This window comes from uncultured Parabacteroides sp., from assembly GCF_902493135.1.
Taxonomy (GTDB): domain Bacteria; phylum Bacteroidota; class Bacteroidia; order Bacteroidales; family Tannerellaceae; genus Parabacteroides.
In genome coordinates, this window is record NZ_CABUOD010000003.1 from 74,711 (window position 1) to 93,965 (window position 19,255).

The 19,255-nt window shown below is 48.8% G+C and carries 7 protein-coding genes; 2 read left to right on the plus strand and 5 right to left on the minus strand.

Features of this window, described 5'->3' with window-relative positions; genetic code table 11:
* The first annotated feature begins 56 nt into the window (after positions 1-56).
* The gene (locus tag RDN79_RS02120; protein ID WP_298546575.1) at positions 57-1,229 is read left to right on the plus strand and encodes a glycoside hydrolase family 105 protein; all 1,173 of its coding nucleotides are present in this window, start codon (positions 57-59) and stop codon (positions 1,227-1,229) included.
* Positions 1,230-1,557: 328 nt separating this feature from the next.
* A complete protein-coding gene (locus RDN79_RS02125) occupies positions 1,558-4,890 on the plus strand; it encodes an SUMF1/EgtB/PvdO family nonheme iron enzyme (RefSeq protein WP_298546577.1) in 3,333 nt (1,110 codons plus the stop codon).
* A gap of 9 nt (positions 4,891-4,899) precedes the next feature.
* Here RDN79_RS02125 and RDN79_RS02130 read toward each other — a convergent pair whose 3' ends face one another.
* From RDN79_RS02130 to RDN79_RS02150, 5 genes are all read right to left on the minus strand, one after another.
* Positions 4,900-7,863, minus strand: a complete 2,964-nt coding sequence (locus RDN79_RS02130; protein WP_298546579.1) for an AAA family ATPase — start codon at positions 7,861-7,863, stop codon at positions 4,900-4,902.
* Positions 7,860-9,104, minus strand: coding sequence for an exonuclease SbcCD subunit D (locus RDN79_RS02135; RefSeq protein ID WP_298546581.1), 1,245 nt, complete (start codon positions 9,102-9,104; stop codon positions 7,860-7,862). Before RDN79_RS02135 ends, RDN79_RS02130 begins: the two co-directional genes overlap by 4 nt.
* A 176-nt stretch (positions 9,105-9,280) precedes the next feature.
* Positions 9,281-10,843, minus strand: a complete 1,563-nt coding sequence (locus RDN79_RS02140) for an ATP-binding protein (protein ID WP_298546583.1) — start codon at positions 10,841-10,843, stop codon at positions 9,281-9,283.
* Between the two features lie 295 nt (positions 10,844-11,138).
* Positions 11,139-17,048 (minus strand): Ig-like domain-containing protein, encoded by a 5,910-nt coding sequence (locus RDN79_RS02145; protein WP_298546585.1) that lies wholly within the window; start codon positions 17,046-17,048, stop codon positions 11,139-11,141.
* An 857-nt stretch (positions 17,049-17,905) separates the two neighbouring features.
* Positions 17,906-19,192 (minus strand): TIGR01777 family oxidoreductase, encoded by a 1,287-nt coding sequence (locus RDN79_RS02150; RefSeq protein ID WP_298546587.1) that lies wholly within the window; start codon positions 19,190-19,192, stop codon positions 17,906-17,908.
* Positions 19,193-19,255 lie beyond the last annotated feature (63 nt).

Consider the following 19,255-nt stretch of genomic DNA (forward strand, 5'->3'; position numbering starts at 1 on the left):
CTGAGCCTTATCTTTCCTATTTTTGGTGCAGAATTAAAAGAAACAGAGCGAATATCATGAAAACAACAATCAAGCACATCTGTACAGGCCTCTCACTTTGCGCCTGTACCTGTTTAGTGAACAATCTGCCGGCACAGGCCGAAACGACAAATAACACCGCCGCCAACACTGTTGCCAGCAACAACTGGGACCGGCAAAGCGTCATGGACGTTGCCCGACGGGTGGCGGACTGGCAGATCAAGGATTATCCCGAAAACAAATATGCCAAGAGCGAACCGCGCGGATGGATCGCCGGAGCGCTCTACATGGGAATGTTCGATTGGGCGGAACTGAGCGGAGACAACACCTATTATGACTGGCTCCGGAAAATCTTCAACCGCCAGAGCTGGCAGGTTGCCAACCGCATGTATCATGCCGACGACGTTTGCATCGCACAAACCTACATCGATTTCTATAACAAGGAAAAGAACGAGAACATGCTGAAACCGACCATCGCCCGCGTCGACTGGGTTTTGAACAATCCTTCCAACGGAAGCATGGACCTCGATTACAGCAAAGGCAGCACGATCGAACGCTGGACCTGGTGCGACGCCCTCTTCATGGCGCCCGGCGTCTACACGCGGCTCTACACGCTGACCGGCAATCGCAAATACATGTATTTTGCCGACGGCGAATTCCGTGCCACCTACCATCACCTGTATGATAAAGACGAAGACCTCTTCTATCGCGACAGCCGCTACATCGGACAGAAAGAAGCCAACGGCAAGAAGGTATTCTGGGGACGCGGCAACGGTTGGGTAATCGGCGGATTGGCGGAAATACTCAAGACGCTGCCGGCGGAAGATACCGAGTTCCGTCCTTTCTATCTCGAACTTTACAAGAAGATGTCCGAGCGCCTCGCCGGACTGCAAGGAAAAGACGGTTACTGGCATGCCAGCCTGCTGGACCCGGACAGCTATCCGTCGCCCGAAACGAGCGCGACCGGATTTATCGTTTACGGCCTGGCATACGGAATCAACCAGGGGTATCTGCCCGCAGACAAATACCTGCCAGTCGTAAAAAAAGGATGGGAAGCACTGACCCGCGCCGTTGAAACGAACGGGAAATTAGGGTGGGTCCAGCCGGTTGGCGCCGATCCGAAAAAGGTGACACGCGACATGACCGAGCTCTACGGCACGGGGGCATTCCTGATGGCAGCATCGGAAATTTACAAATTAGCAGACAAATAAGTCATAACAAGGCTCTTTTTTTCATAAAAGTACCCGCAAAAGCTCTTGAACACCCGGGTAAACCCACCTTTAACATCCGGGTGTCGGGAAGATAAACACCCGGATGTACAGAAAACAGACATCCGGGTGTTCAGTATCAAATCTCACTATCTTGTTGAAAACAAGCGATATGTCTTGTATCTTTTTCTGCTATATTGGAAAAAGAGAGTGTGATAGTAGAGTGATAGATAAAAGTGGCATGTATCACACAGCAAGCAGTTGTATATAAACGGTTTATACGCAAAGTGTGATAGAGTGATAGAGGTTTTGAAAAAATAATAGTAATGATATGAAACATAAAGTTTGTTTACTCTTCGCGCTCCTCTCCCTGTCCTTATCCAGTATTTCCGCAGCGAACGGGCAGGATTCATTACGCCAAATTCAGCTAAATGATCTGGGAGTACAAATCCAATGGGTAAACCCCACTGCCATACGTGCCTGTCTGGATGACACAAAAGCGGCATTGGGAGAGAAAGCTCCCGCACTTTACGAAAAACTGTCCCGCCTGGAAACGCTTCTGCCCGGAGTGCAGCAGGCATTCTCCGGCAAGGTTTCCGGCAACGCGGTCGACAAAGTGATTGGCCAAGCCCAAGAAGTACTTGCGTTGAAGCGTGAGATCCTCCTGGCCAATCCGCTGCTGGATATGGACAAGATCATAGTGGCCCGTTACCGTTTGGGCGACAAAGCCCGTAAGGCGACGGGTCCGTCGATGGGTACTTCGACGGCCAACTACAACTCGCTATTTTCCAACCCGCGCAAAGGCTACGATGCCGAGATCGACCTGCTCACAGGCTTACGCGGACAAATCGAAAGCAACCGGATATACAAGCCCGAAGCCGATGTCCCCGTTTCGGACATACAGCTCCACTGGGATGCCGATCGCCTCCTCTTCTCCTCGCTCGACGAAAACAGGAAGTGGCAGATATACGAAATGAACATCGACGGAAGCGGGCTCCACCGGAAGATCACCGTCGACGAACCGGATCTGGAATTTTGCGACGCCAATTACCTGCCGGACGGTAAAGTGGTGGCGACGACCAACATCGGTTACAACGGCGTTCCTTGCGTGCATGGCGACGATGTGGTAGCCAACCTTGTCTCCTTTGACCCCGAGACGCGTGCCTTGCGCCGCCTCACCTTCGACCAGGACGGGAACTGGTCGCCGATCGTGATCCCGAACGGACGCATCATGTACACCCGTTGGGAATATACGGATCTGACACACTATTTCTCCCGTATCGTGATGCACATGAACCCCGACGGGACGGAAAACAAAGCGCTCTACGGCAGCGGCTCCTATTTCCCGAACAGCACGTTCGACATGAAACCGCTTTCCAAGCACAGCAGCCGCTTCATCGGCATTATCTCCGGCCACCACGGGACGGCACGTTCGGGACGGCTCGTCATCTTCGATCCTGCCAAAAGCCGGAAAGAGGAAAAAGGGATGATACAGGAACTGCCGTTCAAAGACCGTCCGATCGTCCCGGTCATCAAGGACGAACTGGTGGAAGGCGTCTGGCCTCAGTTCATGAAGCCGTTCCCGCTTAGCGAAAAGTATTTCCTGGTCGCCTGCAAACCGGCGAAGGAGGCACTTTGGGGAATTTACCTGGTCGACATTTTCGATAACCTGACACTCATTGCCGAGCAGGAAGGAGAAGGCCTGACCGCTCCCATCCCGCTGGTAAAACGCGAAACGCCTCCCGTCATCCCTTCGAAGATCAAGCCGGACAGCAAAGAGGCAACGGTCTTCATCCAGGATATCTACGAAGGAGAAGGGACGCAGGGCGTTCCCCGCGGCACGATCAAGGCGCTCCGTATCTTCGCATACGAGTATGCCTATATCTTGGCGCCTTCCGACCACGATGCACAGGGAATACAGAGCGGATGGGACATCAAGCGCGTGCTTGGGACCGTCCCGGTCGAGGAAGACGGCTCCGCACTGTTCACCATTCCCGCCAACACGCCGGTATCCATCCAGCCGTTGGATAAAGACGGGGCAGCCATCCAGTGGATGCGCAGCTGGTTGACGGGGATGCCGGGCGAGATCGTCTCTTGCGTCGGTTGCCACGAGGATCAGAACAGCATACCGATTCCCAAACGCACGATTGCTTCGACCAAGCAGGCACGCCGGCTGGAAACACCGCAGGGAGGTGTCCGTCCGTTCACGTTCCGTCTGGAAGTGCAACCGGTGCTGGATCGTAACTGCGTGTCCTGCCACAACGGGAAAAATGCCGAACCGGATTTCCGCAAGGACCAGATGGTCACGTATAAAAGAGGTATATTGACGAAAATCAACAAGCAGTACGACCAGAGCTATCTGAACCTGCATCCGTACGTGTACCGCCAGGGGCCGGAATCGGATATCTACGTCCTGAAGCCGGGCGAATTTCACGCCAGCAACAGCGAACTGATCCGCATCCTGCAAGCCGGACATCACAACGTGCAGATACCGAAAGAAGATATGCGCACGCTCTATACTTGGATCGACCTCAACGCCCCTTACTACGGGGCTTTTACCCAGATCGACCTGAAACCCGAATCGCCGAAGGGCCAGGTGGAACGTCGTATGGAACTGGCCGAGAAATACAGCGGCGTACGGGTAGACTGGCAAAAAGAGATCGCCGACTATGCCGACTGGCTGAAAGAAAACAAGAAGGCAGACGGCATTACCGGGGCGACGACCGGCGAGACAGTCGAAATAAAAGAACCGGCCCGACCGCTCCGCCCGGTCAAAGCAAAGGGATTCCCCTTCGACACACAGACGGCGACAACCCGACAATCTGCCAAAGGCGAAACGACCCGCCGCCTCACCATCACTCCGGATGTCCATATCGACCTGGTATGGATTCCTGCCGGCAGCTTTGTGATGGGCAACAACCGGACGCCCTCCGCTTCGCCTGCATTCAAGGCAAACGTGAAGGAAGGCTTCTGGATGAGCACGACCGAAATCACGAATGAACAGTTCCGCGCTCTTTTCCCGGAACACGACAGCCGGTACATCGGACAGACCTGGAAGGATCATACGACTCCCGGCTATGCGGCCAACCGGCCCGAACAGCCTGTCGTGCGCGTCAGCTGGGACGAAGCGAACGCTTTCTGCCAAAAACTCGGCAAGATGTCGGGCTGCGACGCCTCCCTTCCTACCGAGACACAATGGGAATGGGCGGCACGTGCAGGAAGTGCGGATGATTTCTGGTTCGGATCGATCAACAGCGACTTCGGCGTTTTCGAGAACTTGGCAGACAGTACGACTGTCGACCTGGCGGTAACGGGCGTAGATCCGAAACCGATGCGGGCAAACGATCCCATGCGCAAGTTCTGGGATTTCCTGCCGAAAGTACTGAACGTAAACGATCACCAACTGATCAGTTGCCCGGTCGCCTCCTACCGGCCCAATCCCTGGGGATTGTATGACATGAACGGAAACGTGGCGGAATGGACGGCATCCGATTACCTTCCTTACCCTTTAAAAGAAAAGGCGAACAAGGAAGTTGCCGAAAAGAAAGTCGTACGCGGCGGTTCCTGGCGCGAACGTCCTAAATACTCCACATCAGCCGTCCGCAAAGCCTTCCTGCCCTGGCAGCGGCCGATGAATGTGGGATTCAGGATCGTGGTCAGGTGAAATCACCTTTCAACTTTCCACTGCCAAAGTGCTTCTTCCATTCCCGGCCCGACATACCTGTACGCGGACGGGGATGCGCTCGGTCATCTCCTGTACATGCGAGATGACGCCGATCTTGCGTCCCTGCGTCCGCAAACTTTCCAAAGCATCCATCGCCACACGAAGCGTCTCGGCATCCAAGGAGCCGAAACCTTCGTCAATGAAGAGGCTTTCGACCCGCATCCGGTTGGACGAAAGAGAAGACAGGCCGAGTGCAAGCGCCAGCGAAACGAGGAACGATTCGCCCCCCGAAAGGCTATGGACGGTACGCACCTCATCGCACATATCCCGGTCGATCACCTGCAAGGCAAGTGTTTCGGGAACCCGCTCCAGGCGATAACGCCTTGTCAGTTCGCGCAACTGTACATTAGCATAGTTCAGCAAAATATCAAGCGTATATCCCTGCGCTATGCGGCGGAACTTGGCGCCATCGGCAGAGCCGGCCAGTTCGTTCAGTTTCGCCCAACGTTCGCTTTCCGTACGGCAGGCTTTCAATTCTTCCTGTAGGCCGGATACCTTCGCCTTGTTCTCCGTCTGGGTACGGAGCCGGAAAGCAAGTTCCGTCTTTTCCTGCGTGAACCGGAGCAGGGTTGCTTCGAGCGGCTGTCCATCCGAAGAGGCCGAATAGTCGGCAATCCATTTGTCCAAGGCCGCCTTTCTCCGGAGCAAGTCGGCAGAGGCTTCATCCAAGTCCTTTGCAATCTGGTCGGCAATGCCGCGCGTCTGGTCGGCGATGCCGGATTGCTCGGTCTGGGTGGCCGACAGTTTCTTCAGACGTTCTTTCAGTTCTTCCATTCGCCGGGCGTACTCCTGTTCCACGCTATCTGCGGCGCGGCCGTTCAGGAGTTTCTTTCGCTCCGCCTGCAAGGTGGAAAAAGCGGCACGGTTCTTTTCATGGAGTTGCCCGGCTTCTTCGGCTTGCTTTTCGAGGGAAGGAAGGAAGGAGGCGAGCGATTCGCATTCGGCTTTCCGGGCGCTTGCCTGCCGTTCCAATTGATGGAGCTTCTCGGTATTCTCATGCCACTGACGGGCGAAGTCTGTCAATGTTTTACGGAAGGCTTCCGGGTCTTGCAACCATACTTTCTGCCATTCGCTATTACCGAATAGGCGGTCGGTAGCCGAAAGGGACTGGTCCAACCGGGCGGATTGTTCCTTTGCAACAGCTTCTTCCCGTTCTTGCCGGCTGGCGACGAGTTGTTGCTTGCCGATCATCTCCTTACAAGCGGCTTCGCTATCTGCCAATTCTTTATGGAGCCGGAGCAACTGTTGTTGCAGGCGGGCGAGCTGGCGGGTACGAGTGACATAGGTTTCTTTTTTATTCGATAAATCCTGTAGTTGGAGGGTAAGGGCAGAAACAGGGGCAACGGGTGTCTGATTGGCAAAGGGATGATGCGTGCTACCGCAAACCGGACAGGGTTGTCCTTCCTGCAATCTGCCGCGCAACTCCTTTATGTTGCCCGAAGCCTCCAAACGAGCCTGTTCGATAAGCAATTGCTCGCGTTCCCGGCGAAGTTTCTCGATCTGTTTGTCCAAAGCCGGCACATCGACCGCTTTCAGTTCTTCTTCCAGGCTCCGGTAGTCCGCTTCCGCCTGCTTCAACGCCTGCTGCTTGTTTGCGCTGGTTCGTTGCAGGCCGGCAAGTTGTTTATTCAGCGTTACAGCCTCCTGCCGGAGCGTTTCGATCGAACGGTTGGTCGTTTCCACGCCCGAACGGGCGGCCGATGCTGCATCCAGATGCAACAACAAGGCGGAAAGCTGTTCCGCGATACTTTCCTTCTTTTTATAACGTTCGCGCCAGGAGGTCAGGCGGGCTATCTCCTCCGTCCCCTGCTTCTGACGAAGGACGGCAGCCTGATATTTCTTTTCGGTTTCTCCCTTCCGAAGCGTTACATTCTTCAATTGCTGCTCCGAGTGGGATAGGTCGCGTATGGCCGTGTCCAACTGGATATCCAGTTTACGCGCCTGCAATATCTCCTGTTGAAGGGATTTGAAACGAGCCTCGGATTGTTGCTGCTCCTCCACGCCTTTTTCATATTCACGGCGGGCGACCGTCAGCAATTCCGTTGCATGCGCCAACTTGTCGGCAGCCTCTTTTTGCTGCCTCTGCCGGACGGTAATCTGCTGTTCGACAGATCGGACAGCCTCTTGAAGGGCTTGCTGCTCCGCTTTCGCTTTCTCGACACGGAGCAATTCTTTTTCCGCTGCGGCAAGACGGGTACGCAGGTCGTTTTCTTCCTCATCCGTCAATAGCTCGATGCCCTGTATGCGGGATTGGATCAGATCGAAGGCTTCTTTCGCCCGCGCATTCCTTTCGAATATCCGGCGGGAGATGGCGGAATAGAGTTCGGTTCCGGTCAGCTTCTCCAACAAGGAGGCTTTTTCTCCCTGTTCGGCTTTCAGGAAAGTTGAAAAATCGTTCTGCGCCAGCAATACGGAACGCGTAAACTGTTCGAAGGTCAGGCCGATCAATTCGACGATACGGGCTTGCAGGTCGGAACGCGTCCCCTGCTCTTCCTCCTCCTTATCGAGGTTATACAAGGCCAAACGCGGATTCTGCAACCGTCCGTTTTCCTTTTCGCGTGCCCGCGCCACCGACCAACGTGTCCGGTAGCGGTGTCCGTTCAAAGCCATGAAATCCACCTCCGCAAAACCGGAGGCCGTACCCCGCCGCAACAAGAAACGGGGGTCGCTCTGCGACAGTTGTTCATTGCTGATGTCCTGGAGTTTGACATTATTCTCCTTCGCCTGGTCGGTACGAGGCGTACGGGCGAACAGGGCCAGGCACATCGCATCCAAAAGCGTAGACTTACCCGCTCCCGTCGGCCCGGAAATGGCAAAGATCCCGGCCGAGAGCAACGGCTCCATCGTAAAATCTATTTCAAAATCACCTTCCAACGAGGCCAGGTTGCGGCCTCGTATCGCTAATATCTTCATAGGTGAACCTCCCGCATTACATCGTTAAACATCTTCTCCAGCTCTTCCGGCAAATCTCCCCCGAAACGGTTCGTAAAGGTATGGCGGAGCATATCCAGCGGAGCGATCTTTTGCAAATCCGTATAAGACAAAGGACGAGCTTCTTCCCCTCCCTCCTTTTTCGGATAAGAAGGGATGATGGAAGTCAGGCGTACGGCCTTATCCGACAACGCCTCCTCCACCCGGTGCCGGAAACCCGGATCAGGCTCCGTCAGCAGCACCTGTACTTCCAGGTAAGGCCAAAGGCTGCGGTCGGCTTCCTCCTCCACAGACGGCAGGTTGGAAAGCAGCAAAAGGACTTCGGCAGGCGATGCCGGTTCCTCCGGAATCCGATGCAGGGCGGTTCGTAAAGGGATGGGCATTGCTTCGAGATCCGACAAGCATCCGTTTTCGAGGGTAAGGGCAACGACCTGATGCCGGTAATGCTGTTCGGAGAAAGACATCGGAAGCGGGCTGCCGGCATAGCGTACATGCTCACGTCCTCCTACCCGTTGCGCCTTGTGGATATGACCGAGGGCCGTATAGGCCAAGCCCTCGTTAAAGGCTTCTACCGACACGGATTCAAGCCCTCCCATTATGGTCCGCTCGCTCCGGTCGTCTTCCGACAGTTCAGCGCCGGTCGCATGCAGGTGCCCCATCGCAAGGAGCGCCTCGCCCGGCTGCCTTTGGGTGTCGGCATAGTCATAGAGCCCGCGATACATTCGGGTAACGCCCTCCACATAGGTATCTTTCCCTTCTTTCGAAGCGGGGTAATCTCCCTGACGAAGATAAGGAACGGCCAGACAGATCGCTTCCCGTTTTCCTTCCTTATTATATAAAGGAACCAGAAGCGAATCGAAATCGATCTTGCACAGGTCGGTTCGCGGGACAACCCCGACAATCGACGTATTCAGTTCTTCCAACAAGGGTATCGGCGCCTCCAGACGGGCTGCCGAATCATGATTGCCTGCGATAATCACGATCTGCAAATGCGGATTACGCCGGTTCGCCTCCCGCAGGAACCGAAAAAAACGGCGTTGGGCGGCGGCTGACGGATTGGCGACATCGAAGACATCGCCTGCAATCAGCAGGGCATCGGTCTGTTGCTCCGTCAATGTATCGATCAGCCACGAAAGAAATGCCTCATGTTCTTCATCGCGGTCATAACCGAAAAAGGTTTGTCCGAGATGCCAGTCGGCGGTATGGATTATTTTCAATGACATCGTCTCTTTGTTTTGTTTGCAAATTTATAAAAATTACTATATAAAAAGCGAACATCAGCAAAGTCCGGCACTCCCTCCTGGCACCTTTCTTTCTACTCCCTCATAGCGATTTATGTCACATCGAGCGTGATCGCTTACGTCATCAGCGACAAGTTTGTCGTGGTCACCGAGATAGATCAGTTGCTTATCTGCCAATCACTGATAGTATGCCGCTCCCGGTCAAAACCGATGGCGACTTTTATGACCGGTAATCCGCACAAGGCGAAGCGTTCGGGATAATCCCGCAAATTGATCTGGTTCATAGCCGCATCCGCCGTCTTATCGAGCTTTAACTCCACGACATAAAGCGTCGTTTTCGTCCGCATCACCATATCCACACGACCGCGGGGGGTACGTACCTCCACATCTACATACATACCAAGCAAACTGAATATGGTATATAGTAAAGACTGGTAATGCCCCTCGTAATCGGTATTATCACATTTGGGGATCGTGGAAAGAAAAGTCTGCAATAAACGAAGGGCATCGTCCATCCGCTCCCCGGCTATCGCCTCGAAAAGAAGCGCAACCGTCGTAAGGCCATCGGCGGTATGTTGGTGGAGATAACCGGGCAGCAAACTTTTCATAAGTCCCATCCGTACCTCCTTATTGGGAATGTCAAGCGTATAAAGTTCCGTCAGTTCGGAATAATCTTTTATCGTGATATAACCGCTTTGGTAGAGCAGCGGAGTAATGTCCGTCATCCGCTCTGTCGGTGCATCGAACGATTCGGAAATAACTTTCCGACCTCCGATTTGCTGGGGCTTTACATGGTATTTGTTCAGCATCTCGATCAAATAGGTTGGTGTACCACTGCCGAACCAATAAGAACCGATTTTACCGTCCGCAAAAGCATTCAGCAAGCTGAACGGATTATAAATGTCGGGCGATGGATAAGCAAAATGATAACCGTCATAATTATTCCTCAAACGTGCAACAAGTTCCGGACAGGTAATCTGCATCCTGCTCGCAAGCAATTCCAAATCATGATTCATTTGCGTCAACATCTCATCTTCCGTGATACCGCAAATAGCGGAATATGAACCGTCCATGCTGATATTCTTTATATTGTTCAGTTCACTGAATATACTCAACTGAGAGAACTTCGTAATACCGGTAAGGAAGACATAGCGCAGATAAGGATCGCAAGCCTTCAGCGGACTGTAGAAATTACGCATCACGTTTCGTAACACAGGCAAGTTTTTCTCTTCGTGCATCACGTCGAGAAGCGGCGCATCATATTCATCGATCAGCACCACCACTTGCCGCCCCGTCCTCTTGTAAGCACATTGTATCAAATTCGCCAGCCGGATATTGACATCTTTCTCCCCTATATGGCAATCATACCGGTCCTCATATCCCGACAAAAGGAAATCCAACATCCGATTCAAACGGGCTTCATCCACGTGCTTCGCCATGCTGACATCAAAGTGGAGTACCGGATAAACTACCCATTCTTTCTCCAGCCCCTCCATAGCTAATCCTTCAAACAACTCTCTACGTCCCTCGAAATAGGCATGGAGTGTCGAGGTAAGCAGCGATTTGCCGAATCGGCGTGGACGGCTCAAAAACATATAATTCGAAGCTGAATGTGTCATGCGATAAACATATTCAGTCTTATCGATATACACATAATTCCCCTCCCGAAGTTTCGAGAAAGTCTGTATACCAATCGGATAAAGTCGTCGTTGCAATTCCATAATCCTATTTCTTTTATCACAAAGTTACGGAAAACAATAGAGACCGCAAAATATGATCTTAGCTATCTTTTAGTTATCATTAAAACTCCGGAAAAAGGCTTTGGGCTTGGCCTAAAAGATATCTGAACAGAAAGAAGAATAGAAGCAAATTAGCCAGCTGTTTAACTGATTCTCAATTTGGGTGACGCATTGTCGAAGTCAGAAAAAAAGGGGAACCTCACGGCCCCCCTCTTCCTAAACTCACTATTAATCTTTTCTTTTAGAAGTAAAGATTATTTATTAAGAAAATTACAAACTATCGTACACTAATTTTCGTCACGACAGCCTCGCTTCCTGTTCCTAATTTCACCAGATAGATACCAGGATTAACAGGTATTTGCGCCGTAGAACTGATCGTTGCCTGATAGACAACAACGCCTGTCAGATTAACAACGGCAACCCGTACCGGTGCTACAGGCCGGATATGGATATGCTTGTTTCTGCCGTAAACGACAGTATTGGCGATAGCCTCTTCCAGTCCGGTAGCGAAATCGACTGTCACTTCGCAGGTAGCAGTCTTGCCGCCATCGACAGTCGTAACCGTGATCGTAGCCTTGCCGACCTTAACAGCCGTTACCTTACCGTTTGCATCTACCGTAGCGATGCTTTCGTCGCTGCTCTTCCAGGTCACGCTCTTATCAGAAGCGTCGGACGGGCCAACAGTAGCAAGCAACGTATAAGAATCCAAACGCGGAAGCGTCAGTTCGGTCTTATCCAAAGACACACTGCTGACAGATACGGTTGTCGAACCGCCACCGCCGGAATTGGGTTCGGCTTTGAAGCCGATCAGGTTCTTTGTATAAATCAAAGAGAAGTTCGGATTTTCTTCTTTTGTACTTACCTGATAAACATCATTACCCAAAGAAACAACCTGTACGGCATTGCTAAATACGGAACCGGAAACAGATTTGCCGGTTTCACGAATCGTATAAGTCAATTTGTTTTTAGCATCAGTTGTAGAAGAGGCTGTTTCAGGAACAGTCACCACGATAGTCGGTTTCAGGATTGTTCCATCCAAAACCGTCGTTGTAGACAATGTATAGTTAGCAGCATTATCTCCTGCCAAGCTCCCTAATGTAAACTTACGCGGACCGACCTCTGCATTATCCAATGTTACATTCAGGCTTACAATGTCATTACTCAATATACCTTCAGATGTGAATTCATCCAAAGCCATATTTGTCTGGCCTGTATAGTATGCACTGATCGGTGCTGACACTGTAATTGCTTTCTTGGCAATCTCGCCTGTAACGCCAGAAGCCAAATTATAGTTATTTGCATCTGCACCCGTCAGGATAGGAGCCTGGGAAGGATTGATCGTCTTTTCTCCAGCTGCAGGAGTGGCATAGTTGAATGTTACCCCTTCCATATCCAAAACGACATTATCATTGCCATTTACACCTGCTAAAGTTACCGAACCTGTAGCCAGAGTTAAGCCGTCATACGTCTTGCTCATGTCAGCTGTATAGGTAACTTTCTTCGGAGTTACGTCATACAGTTTGACTTTGACATCGCCAGATGCACTTGTTGCAATAATAGCAACTTTACCAACGCCATTTGCGGTCAAATCAGTTCCTTCAACAGATAAACGATTTAGATCAGTAGATGAATAAGTATAACCATTTACATTAGTAATAGTAGCTGTACTTGCAGCATATTCGATTACCGTTGCCTTTTCACTATTCCAGCCTGCCCAATCATCACCTGCTTTTGTTCCTAACAAAGCATTGGTTACTTTTAGTGAAGAAGTAGGAATGGCATTTACACTATTTGTAACACTACCATCATCTCCTGTTACTTGGAAATAGCCGTTTACCAGTGTTTCTGAAACAGTCAAGTTCTGATGTCCGGCAGAATCGACAACCAAATATTTAGGCTGATCAACTACTTTATAAGCCACCACTACCGGAGTCCCTTTTGTAATAGTCAGAGTACCATTCTGGGCTGTCAGATTGTAATTCCGGCATAAGTTGCCATCAATCTTCAACGTCAATGTACCTTCTTTTTCGTTTTCGGTAACATCCAACTTGCCGGTATAAACAGAAGACAAAGATTCACCTTCAACAAGACCTTCGGCAGTGAAAGAATACTTCGTATAACGTTGGTTGTACATACGTGTGACGTCGTCAACTTTTACAGTTGCATCTTTCTTTATGATTTCACCTTTCAGGCCGGTTGGCTGTATCAAAGTGTAATTGGCAGCTTGTGCACCTGTCAAAGTCAATGCAGAAAGAGAGATCGCATGTATACCGACATTCTTGCTTGCATAAGTGGCGGTAGCACCTGCTGCAATACTAACGGCATCGCTGCCTATTACCTTATAGTCACTTGACAAAGTGATTGAAGGCATAGTCTTTACCTTTGTATCGCCATCGTACGTTTTCGGTGCGAAAGCAGCAACCTCAGCTTTAAGCGGTCTCGGAGTTACTTTGATTGTCTTCGTTACAGTAGCAGAAGAATAGTTTTCATCTGCGGTGCGGGAAACAGTTACGACAACATCACCTGCTGCCGTCGGTTTCAAGACGTTCGTATTGCTGATCGTTGCACCAGACGTAACCTTAAAGGTATAGTCGCCCTTTGCAGCCGCTTGATCACTCGATACAACCAAAGCCAAGCTGTCGCCATAAACGATTGAAGAAAGGACCTTGTCGTCGAACTTCAGGTTCTGCGGAGTACCGGCTTCTACAGTTACATCGATTGAGGCTGTTCCTGTATTGTTGGATTGTTCAGCTGTTGTTGCCGTAAAGGTAATCGTATGTTTTTTTGCAGCAGCGTCAGATACCTCAAATTTATAAATACCGTTCGTATCCGGAGTAATAGCATCATTAGATGCAAGAGCGACTTCAGATTCGGCATCCTTAGCTGTTACAGTTGCGGTCTCTAAACCACCGGCATGTACTAATTTAGCCCGTACTGTAATTGTTTTAGCTTCAGCATTTCCTGTAACCTTTGCATCTACAATTTCAATCTTAGGATTAGTAGCCTTAACGGTTAATGTACCCTTTTCAAATGTAATTGCATAATTATCGGAAGTCAAGCCGTAAGGCATAATATCATAACCGCCCTCTTTCACCAATGAATCAGGGGTAGCGGAACAGATGAACTTTAAAGTTCCGTCAAGTTGATCTCCATCTTTTAAATTTTTAGTTTGTGCTGTAAAGGTTGGAAGTTCTGAACCGAATGTATAATCTGTTACATTATCTGCTGTTACTGTAGCCTTTGCCTTTACCACTTTAGCAGTTACGAATGTGATCGGAGCCAAGGTATAACGTTTGGCTGAATCCGCGTTTAACAAAGCGTTCAAGTCTTCATTTGTTATCTCAACCGGAACTTTGTCTCCCACATTCTTATTTGCACGTTTTCCTGTCGGGAGATCAGCTTTGAAATATCCAGAAGCAACAGCTTCCCAAGGCAATCCGGAAACAGCAATATTGTCAGCCCATTTCAAAGTTACATCATCTTTAGCATTGTAAACGATTGAATCGCCATTATTACCCTCACCATAGTCCGGAACAATACCAGCCGTCAGGATCAAAGCGCGTTTCGTGATCTTCAGTTTCTGGGTGTTAGTAAGGCCATCTTCATATCCATTATCACTACTGTCAATCTTACCATCATTATTCGAATCTTTTTTCACTTTCAGCGTCAATACAACTTCGCCTGGATTCAGGAATGAGAGAACACCATCATCGGTCAATGAAACTAAATCACTTCCCTCTGTTGCTGTTACTTCCACATTCTTTGTATTAAAAGCCAATTTGACCGGAGTAGAAGCAAAAGCCACACTATCCGGCAGATTTGTGATCAACGGGGCAACATTGATTTCACTAAATGCAAATTTCTCTCCTTCTGCACCCTCGGCATTATAAGTCAACAATTTAACCGCCTTGCCTTCAGCCAGCATCTTGGATGCATCCGCCGAATTAGTAGTAATATAACCGTCTTTACAGGTTGCCGAAACAGAACCGGTAATTGCGAAAGGTTCACCATTCAGTTCTTTCAAAATATCATCGCATGTTGCATCCGGAGCAATGATAGTGCCACCATTTGTCTTCATGCAATAGAAAGCATTAGCCGCTTTATGGTTATCTGCTCCTTTAATATAAGCATACGACCATGCATCATTGGCAGTCATACGGACATAACCGAAACTCCGGTCGTCGTATGTATTTTCCAGAGCAATTGCAGCATTGTCAATTGTTGATGATTGTGCATCCTGAACAATAACATTGATTGCAGTCCAATTATCCACAAGGCCGTTACAACCGGTTATTGTATTGCCGGTAATCGTATAGGATGCAGATGCTGATTTTGTAGTAAGGTCGATACCGTTAGCAACATATTTGCTCTTATCGGCTTCCGGTACGATACCATTCAATTTACAATCCTGAATCGTCACCTTATCACAAGTACCGAGGATAACAGTTTTTTGCGGACCATCTGTTCCGATAGAAGTTGCATTGATAGTCAAGCCTTTCAGAGTAACGTTTTCACTAGCCAATGCGATATGGCCGTTAATCGTACCCTCGCCGCTTAATGTAATACCTTCACCGATCGACAGTGGTTTGTCGTTGTCGAAAGTCCAGGTCTTGCCTTTTTCTATTCCAAATTCGGAAATAATAGTGGAAACATTCTTTTTGAATGTTGCAAGTTTTGCCTTAGCCCCGATTAGTTCGATATCGGCACTTTCTAAACCTTGCCCAATCTGCATGACAGGATTGTCTGTTTTTGAATTCACAAACTTAAAAGTAGCCTTTCCGGTAACACACGGAATAATCTTTCCATTCGTATCAGAATCCGCCCAACCGTTTACCGGTCCGAGACAAGCATTGATTTGCCCCAAATCATTAAATGTACAACCATCAAACGTACAAGTAATATCTTTGACCGTTCCTCTGTTTACAGAAGCAAACTCATAATATGATCCCTTTTTGGCAAATGTGCAATTGGTAAGTGTTGCCTCAATCTGATCTGCACGTCCATTTGCAAGAACACCGTAGAAAGAGGCAATTTTGGTATCCTTCAAAGTGACAGTACTTATCCCGGTACGTGTATAACCCTGTCCACCCCCACAGCCGATACCTTCGGTTATCTCGCCGCCTGTCATGGTCAACTTAACAGTTTGTACACCATTCACCGATTCAGCCAACGGTGTTTCCAATGTATTCGATGTCAATCCGGCATCATAACCGCCAGCATAAAGATTTGCGATCTTTGTATTTTCACCAGAGATATTGATTTCTACTTCATTTGACTTTGCATAGAATTTACCACCGCCTTCTAAAAGATTGCTGACAGTACCACCTGTAATTGTAATCGATGTTTTTCCTTTTACATCAGCCGGAGTTCCGGTAGTCTTATTACCTTCACCATATCCGCCTCCAAACAAATCAGCAAGAGTGCCGCCCGTCATGAGAATAGTAGAGTTGTCAACTATGGCATTCTTCATTCCGCCGTACAACCCGATATTCGTTTTCGCAGGGTCTAAAACCATCGCTTCGCCTTCATTCGTTAACGCGATCTTAGTTTTAGTCTCCGATGCGGAAACAGTTACAGGCAAGCCACCTGCATACACCAATGTAGCATATTTACCGGCATTAGTACCTGTCAACGCTTTTGTTTCCAAAAGAAATCTGGCATAATAACCACTATGAGATTCTGCATAAGCATTAGGAGTTGAATAAACCGTATCGGATTTAGTAATAAGATCCGTACCCTCCCCTACAACAACAGAAAATGTTCTGGTTGCTAAAACGGCATTACCTTGCTTTAAATCCACAACCTCCAACTTGCAATTATATGTACCTGCAACCGTCGGTGTCATCAAAATAGGAGACACTAAATCACTAAGAGGAAAACCGGCTTGCGGTCCAAACAGATACTCACCTTTTTCAGCTATCCAAGTATTCCATTTGCCATCCTGGAAATACTTCAGTCCCAGAGCACTTAGTTCGGCAGGATTCGAGTCTGTCAAGCTAATTTTCACACGGACATTAGTTGCTTTCGATGTTCCTTTTGCCGTACCTACATTAAACACAATAGGCTTATTGGTAACGGCAGCATCCAAATCGGTGAAAATCTCCGGCTTAGTATCAGCCGCTTGCATCCACCCTACATTCGTCACCGCCATAAGGACGGCAAACAACATAAGTAATATCTTTTTCATGAAAATAAAATTAAATTGTAAGTATTGAAATAATAAATTCCCTATACTCGTTTAATGTGTAACTTATGTGGTTACACGTAAACGGGTTTCTTCTCGCTTTGGTTTCTTCTTTATTTCATCGGCAATACAAATTTGGGTTCCATCAATTCCCGGAGTGGAGGTTATACAAATAAAAAGAGGCGCAGGAACTGTTGATATATCTATTTGTGAGGCTCTCGACTGCCCTTCGTACCAATATAAACAACACCCCCGCGCCCTTTTAAACTTGTATATAAGCGTATGTAAAAACATACGGATAGATATAACAAGAAAAGGTACGCGAGCGTTTAGTTGTCTATTATCCGGTACGAATGAAATTGTCGAGATTTCACAAACAGGATAATATCTTTTTAACGCTTCTCGTAATCAATAAAATGCAGGAACCCGCAACGCTATGCAGGTGTGCAGGGGCAAAAATAGGCCTTAAATTTTAATAAACAAAGAAACAAAGAAGAAAATATTTAGATTTATCAGTACACTTAAAAAGGAACGATCTTTTTATGATCGGTGTGGTTTATATTGTCGATATAATCATCACTATAAATTATCATTTACCGATTCCATTTCGCCTAAAGCAAACATATTGTTATTCCTTACTTATTGTACGATTTTCCCAAATACCCGTTGGTACAAATCGAAACAGCAGCGCATGAAATTTGATTTTATACCCTATAAATTTCAAATTTCCTGCAAGGGTAATATTTTTTAAGAAACAAGATATTTGGCAATAGCCTGAATATTAACAAGCTATGGATAGCAACCTTTTTTGGAGGGGTTCTTGTATTTTTTATTGCCCTATCTTTGTCCCGTCAGAAAATTTAAAAGAGCAGCTTGGTAACATCATATCCTCGCCTCCTAATCTTGTCGAGCAGGTTTTCGAGCACAGCATCGGGTAATGTTTTTTCGCGGCTTAGAATCCAGAGATATTTGTCCGAGCTGCTTCCTACCACCACATAACGATAGGCCTCATCCAGTTCGAAAATGTAATAATCGGCGTAAAACCATAAAAAGAAAGCGACCTTCAACTTACCCGGATTATTTTGCGGGTCCGGTTGCTTCGCACGCCCAATCGCTTTACGGTGAACCCCGTCTTTCACACCCTCGTTTTCAACCCGTATCTTTCCATCCGGCAATAAAGTATAGGTAGCCGTGGCTTCTGTCATGCCCTTTTCAAAATGATTCTCGTAACGGGCTATTTCGTACCAGCGCCCCATATATCGTCTGACATCCAGTTCCGCCACCGTATGATGGTCTGTTACACCCATCAGCTTCTCGATCGTCGGGTAGAGGTATGTAAAGCCGGATTCCAATAGCTTGGCGGGACGGACATTTTGTCCCTTTGTCAGAAACGAAGCCCCTTCCCCATACATCAGCCGGAACAAGAATTCGGGCAAGCGCATGGTCCAGCAGATTCCATCAGCCCTTGCAAGCACATGCGCCAATTGTTTTTGAGTGATACTTTGGGGAGAAACCAGATTGACCACATCCCCAATCTGCCTGTTCCTTATGATAAACTCAAAAGAACGGCACAAATCATACATGCTGATCCACGGAAACCGTTGCTCGCCACGGCCGATCACCGCGCCGGTCCGCGTAAGATGTTGCAAACGAAGCATCTGTTTCAAAGCTCCGCCATCCCTTGAAAGGACGATCCCGAACCGGGTTATGACCAGGCGCGTTTCCGGCGGGCACCGACGGGCCTCCCTTTCCCAGTCGGCACACAAGCGGGCCAGAAAGTCATCACCTTGTTTTCCGTTATACTCGTCATATTCGCCGGAAGCCGGATAATACCCCACGGCAGAAACGGATATAAACAATTCGGGCAAGACGGTCATTTGACCAATAGCCGCCACCAACCGGCGGGTGACCGGAATACGGCTGTCATACAATTCCTGCTTATACGCTTCGGTCCACCGTTTGTTGATCGGAGCACCGGCAAGATTAATGACCACACGAGCCCCTTCCACGCTCCGGCAAAGCGCATCGAAGTTCAGTTCTTTGAACAAATCTCTTCCCAAAGGGACAACTTCGTAGCCCTTCTCTTCGAAAAAACGGGTGAGATGACCGCCTATATATCCGCTTGCTCCGGTAATTGCTATTTTCATACCTATTGACCTTTATAATATATATATAAACCGATTCCGCCCGCATATCGTTTACCGGCAACC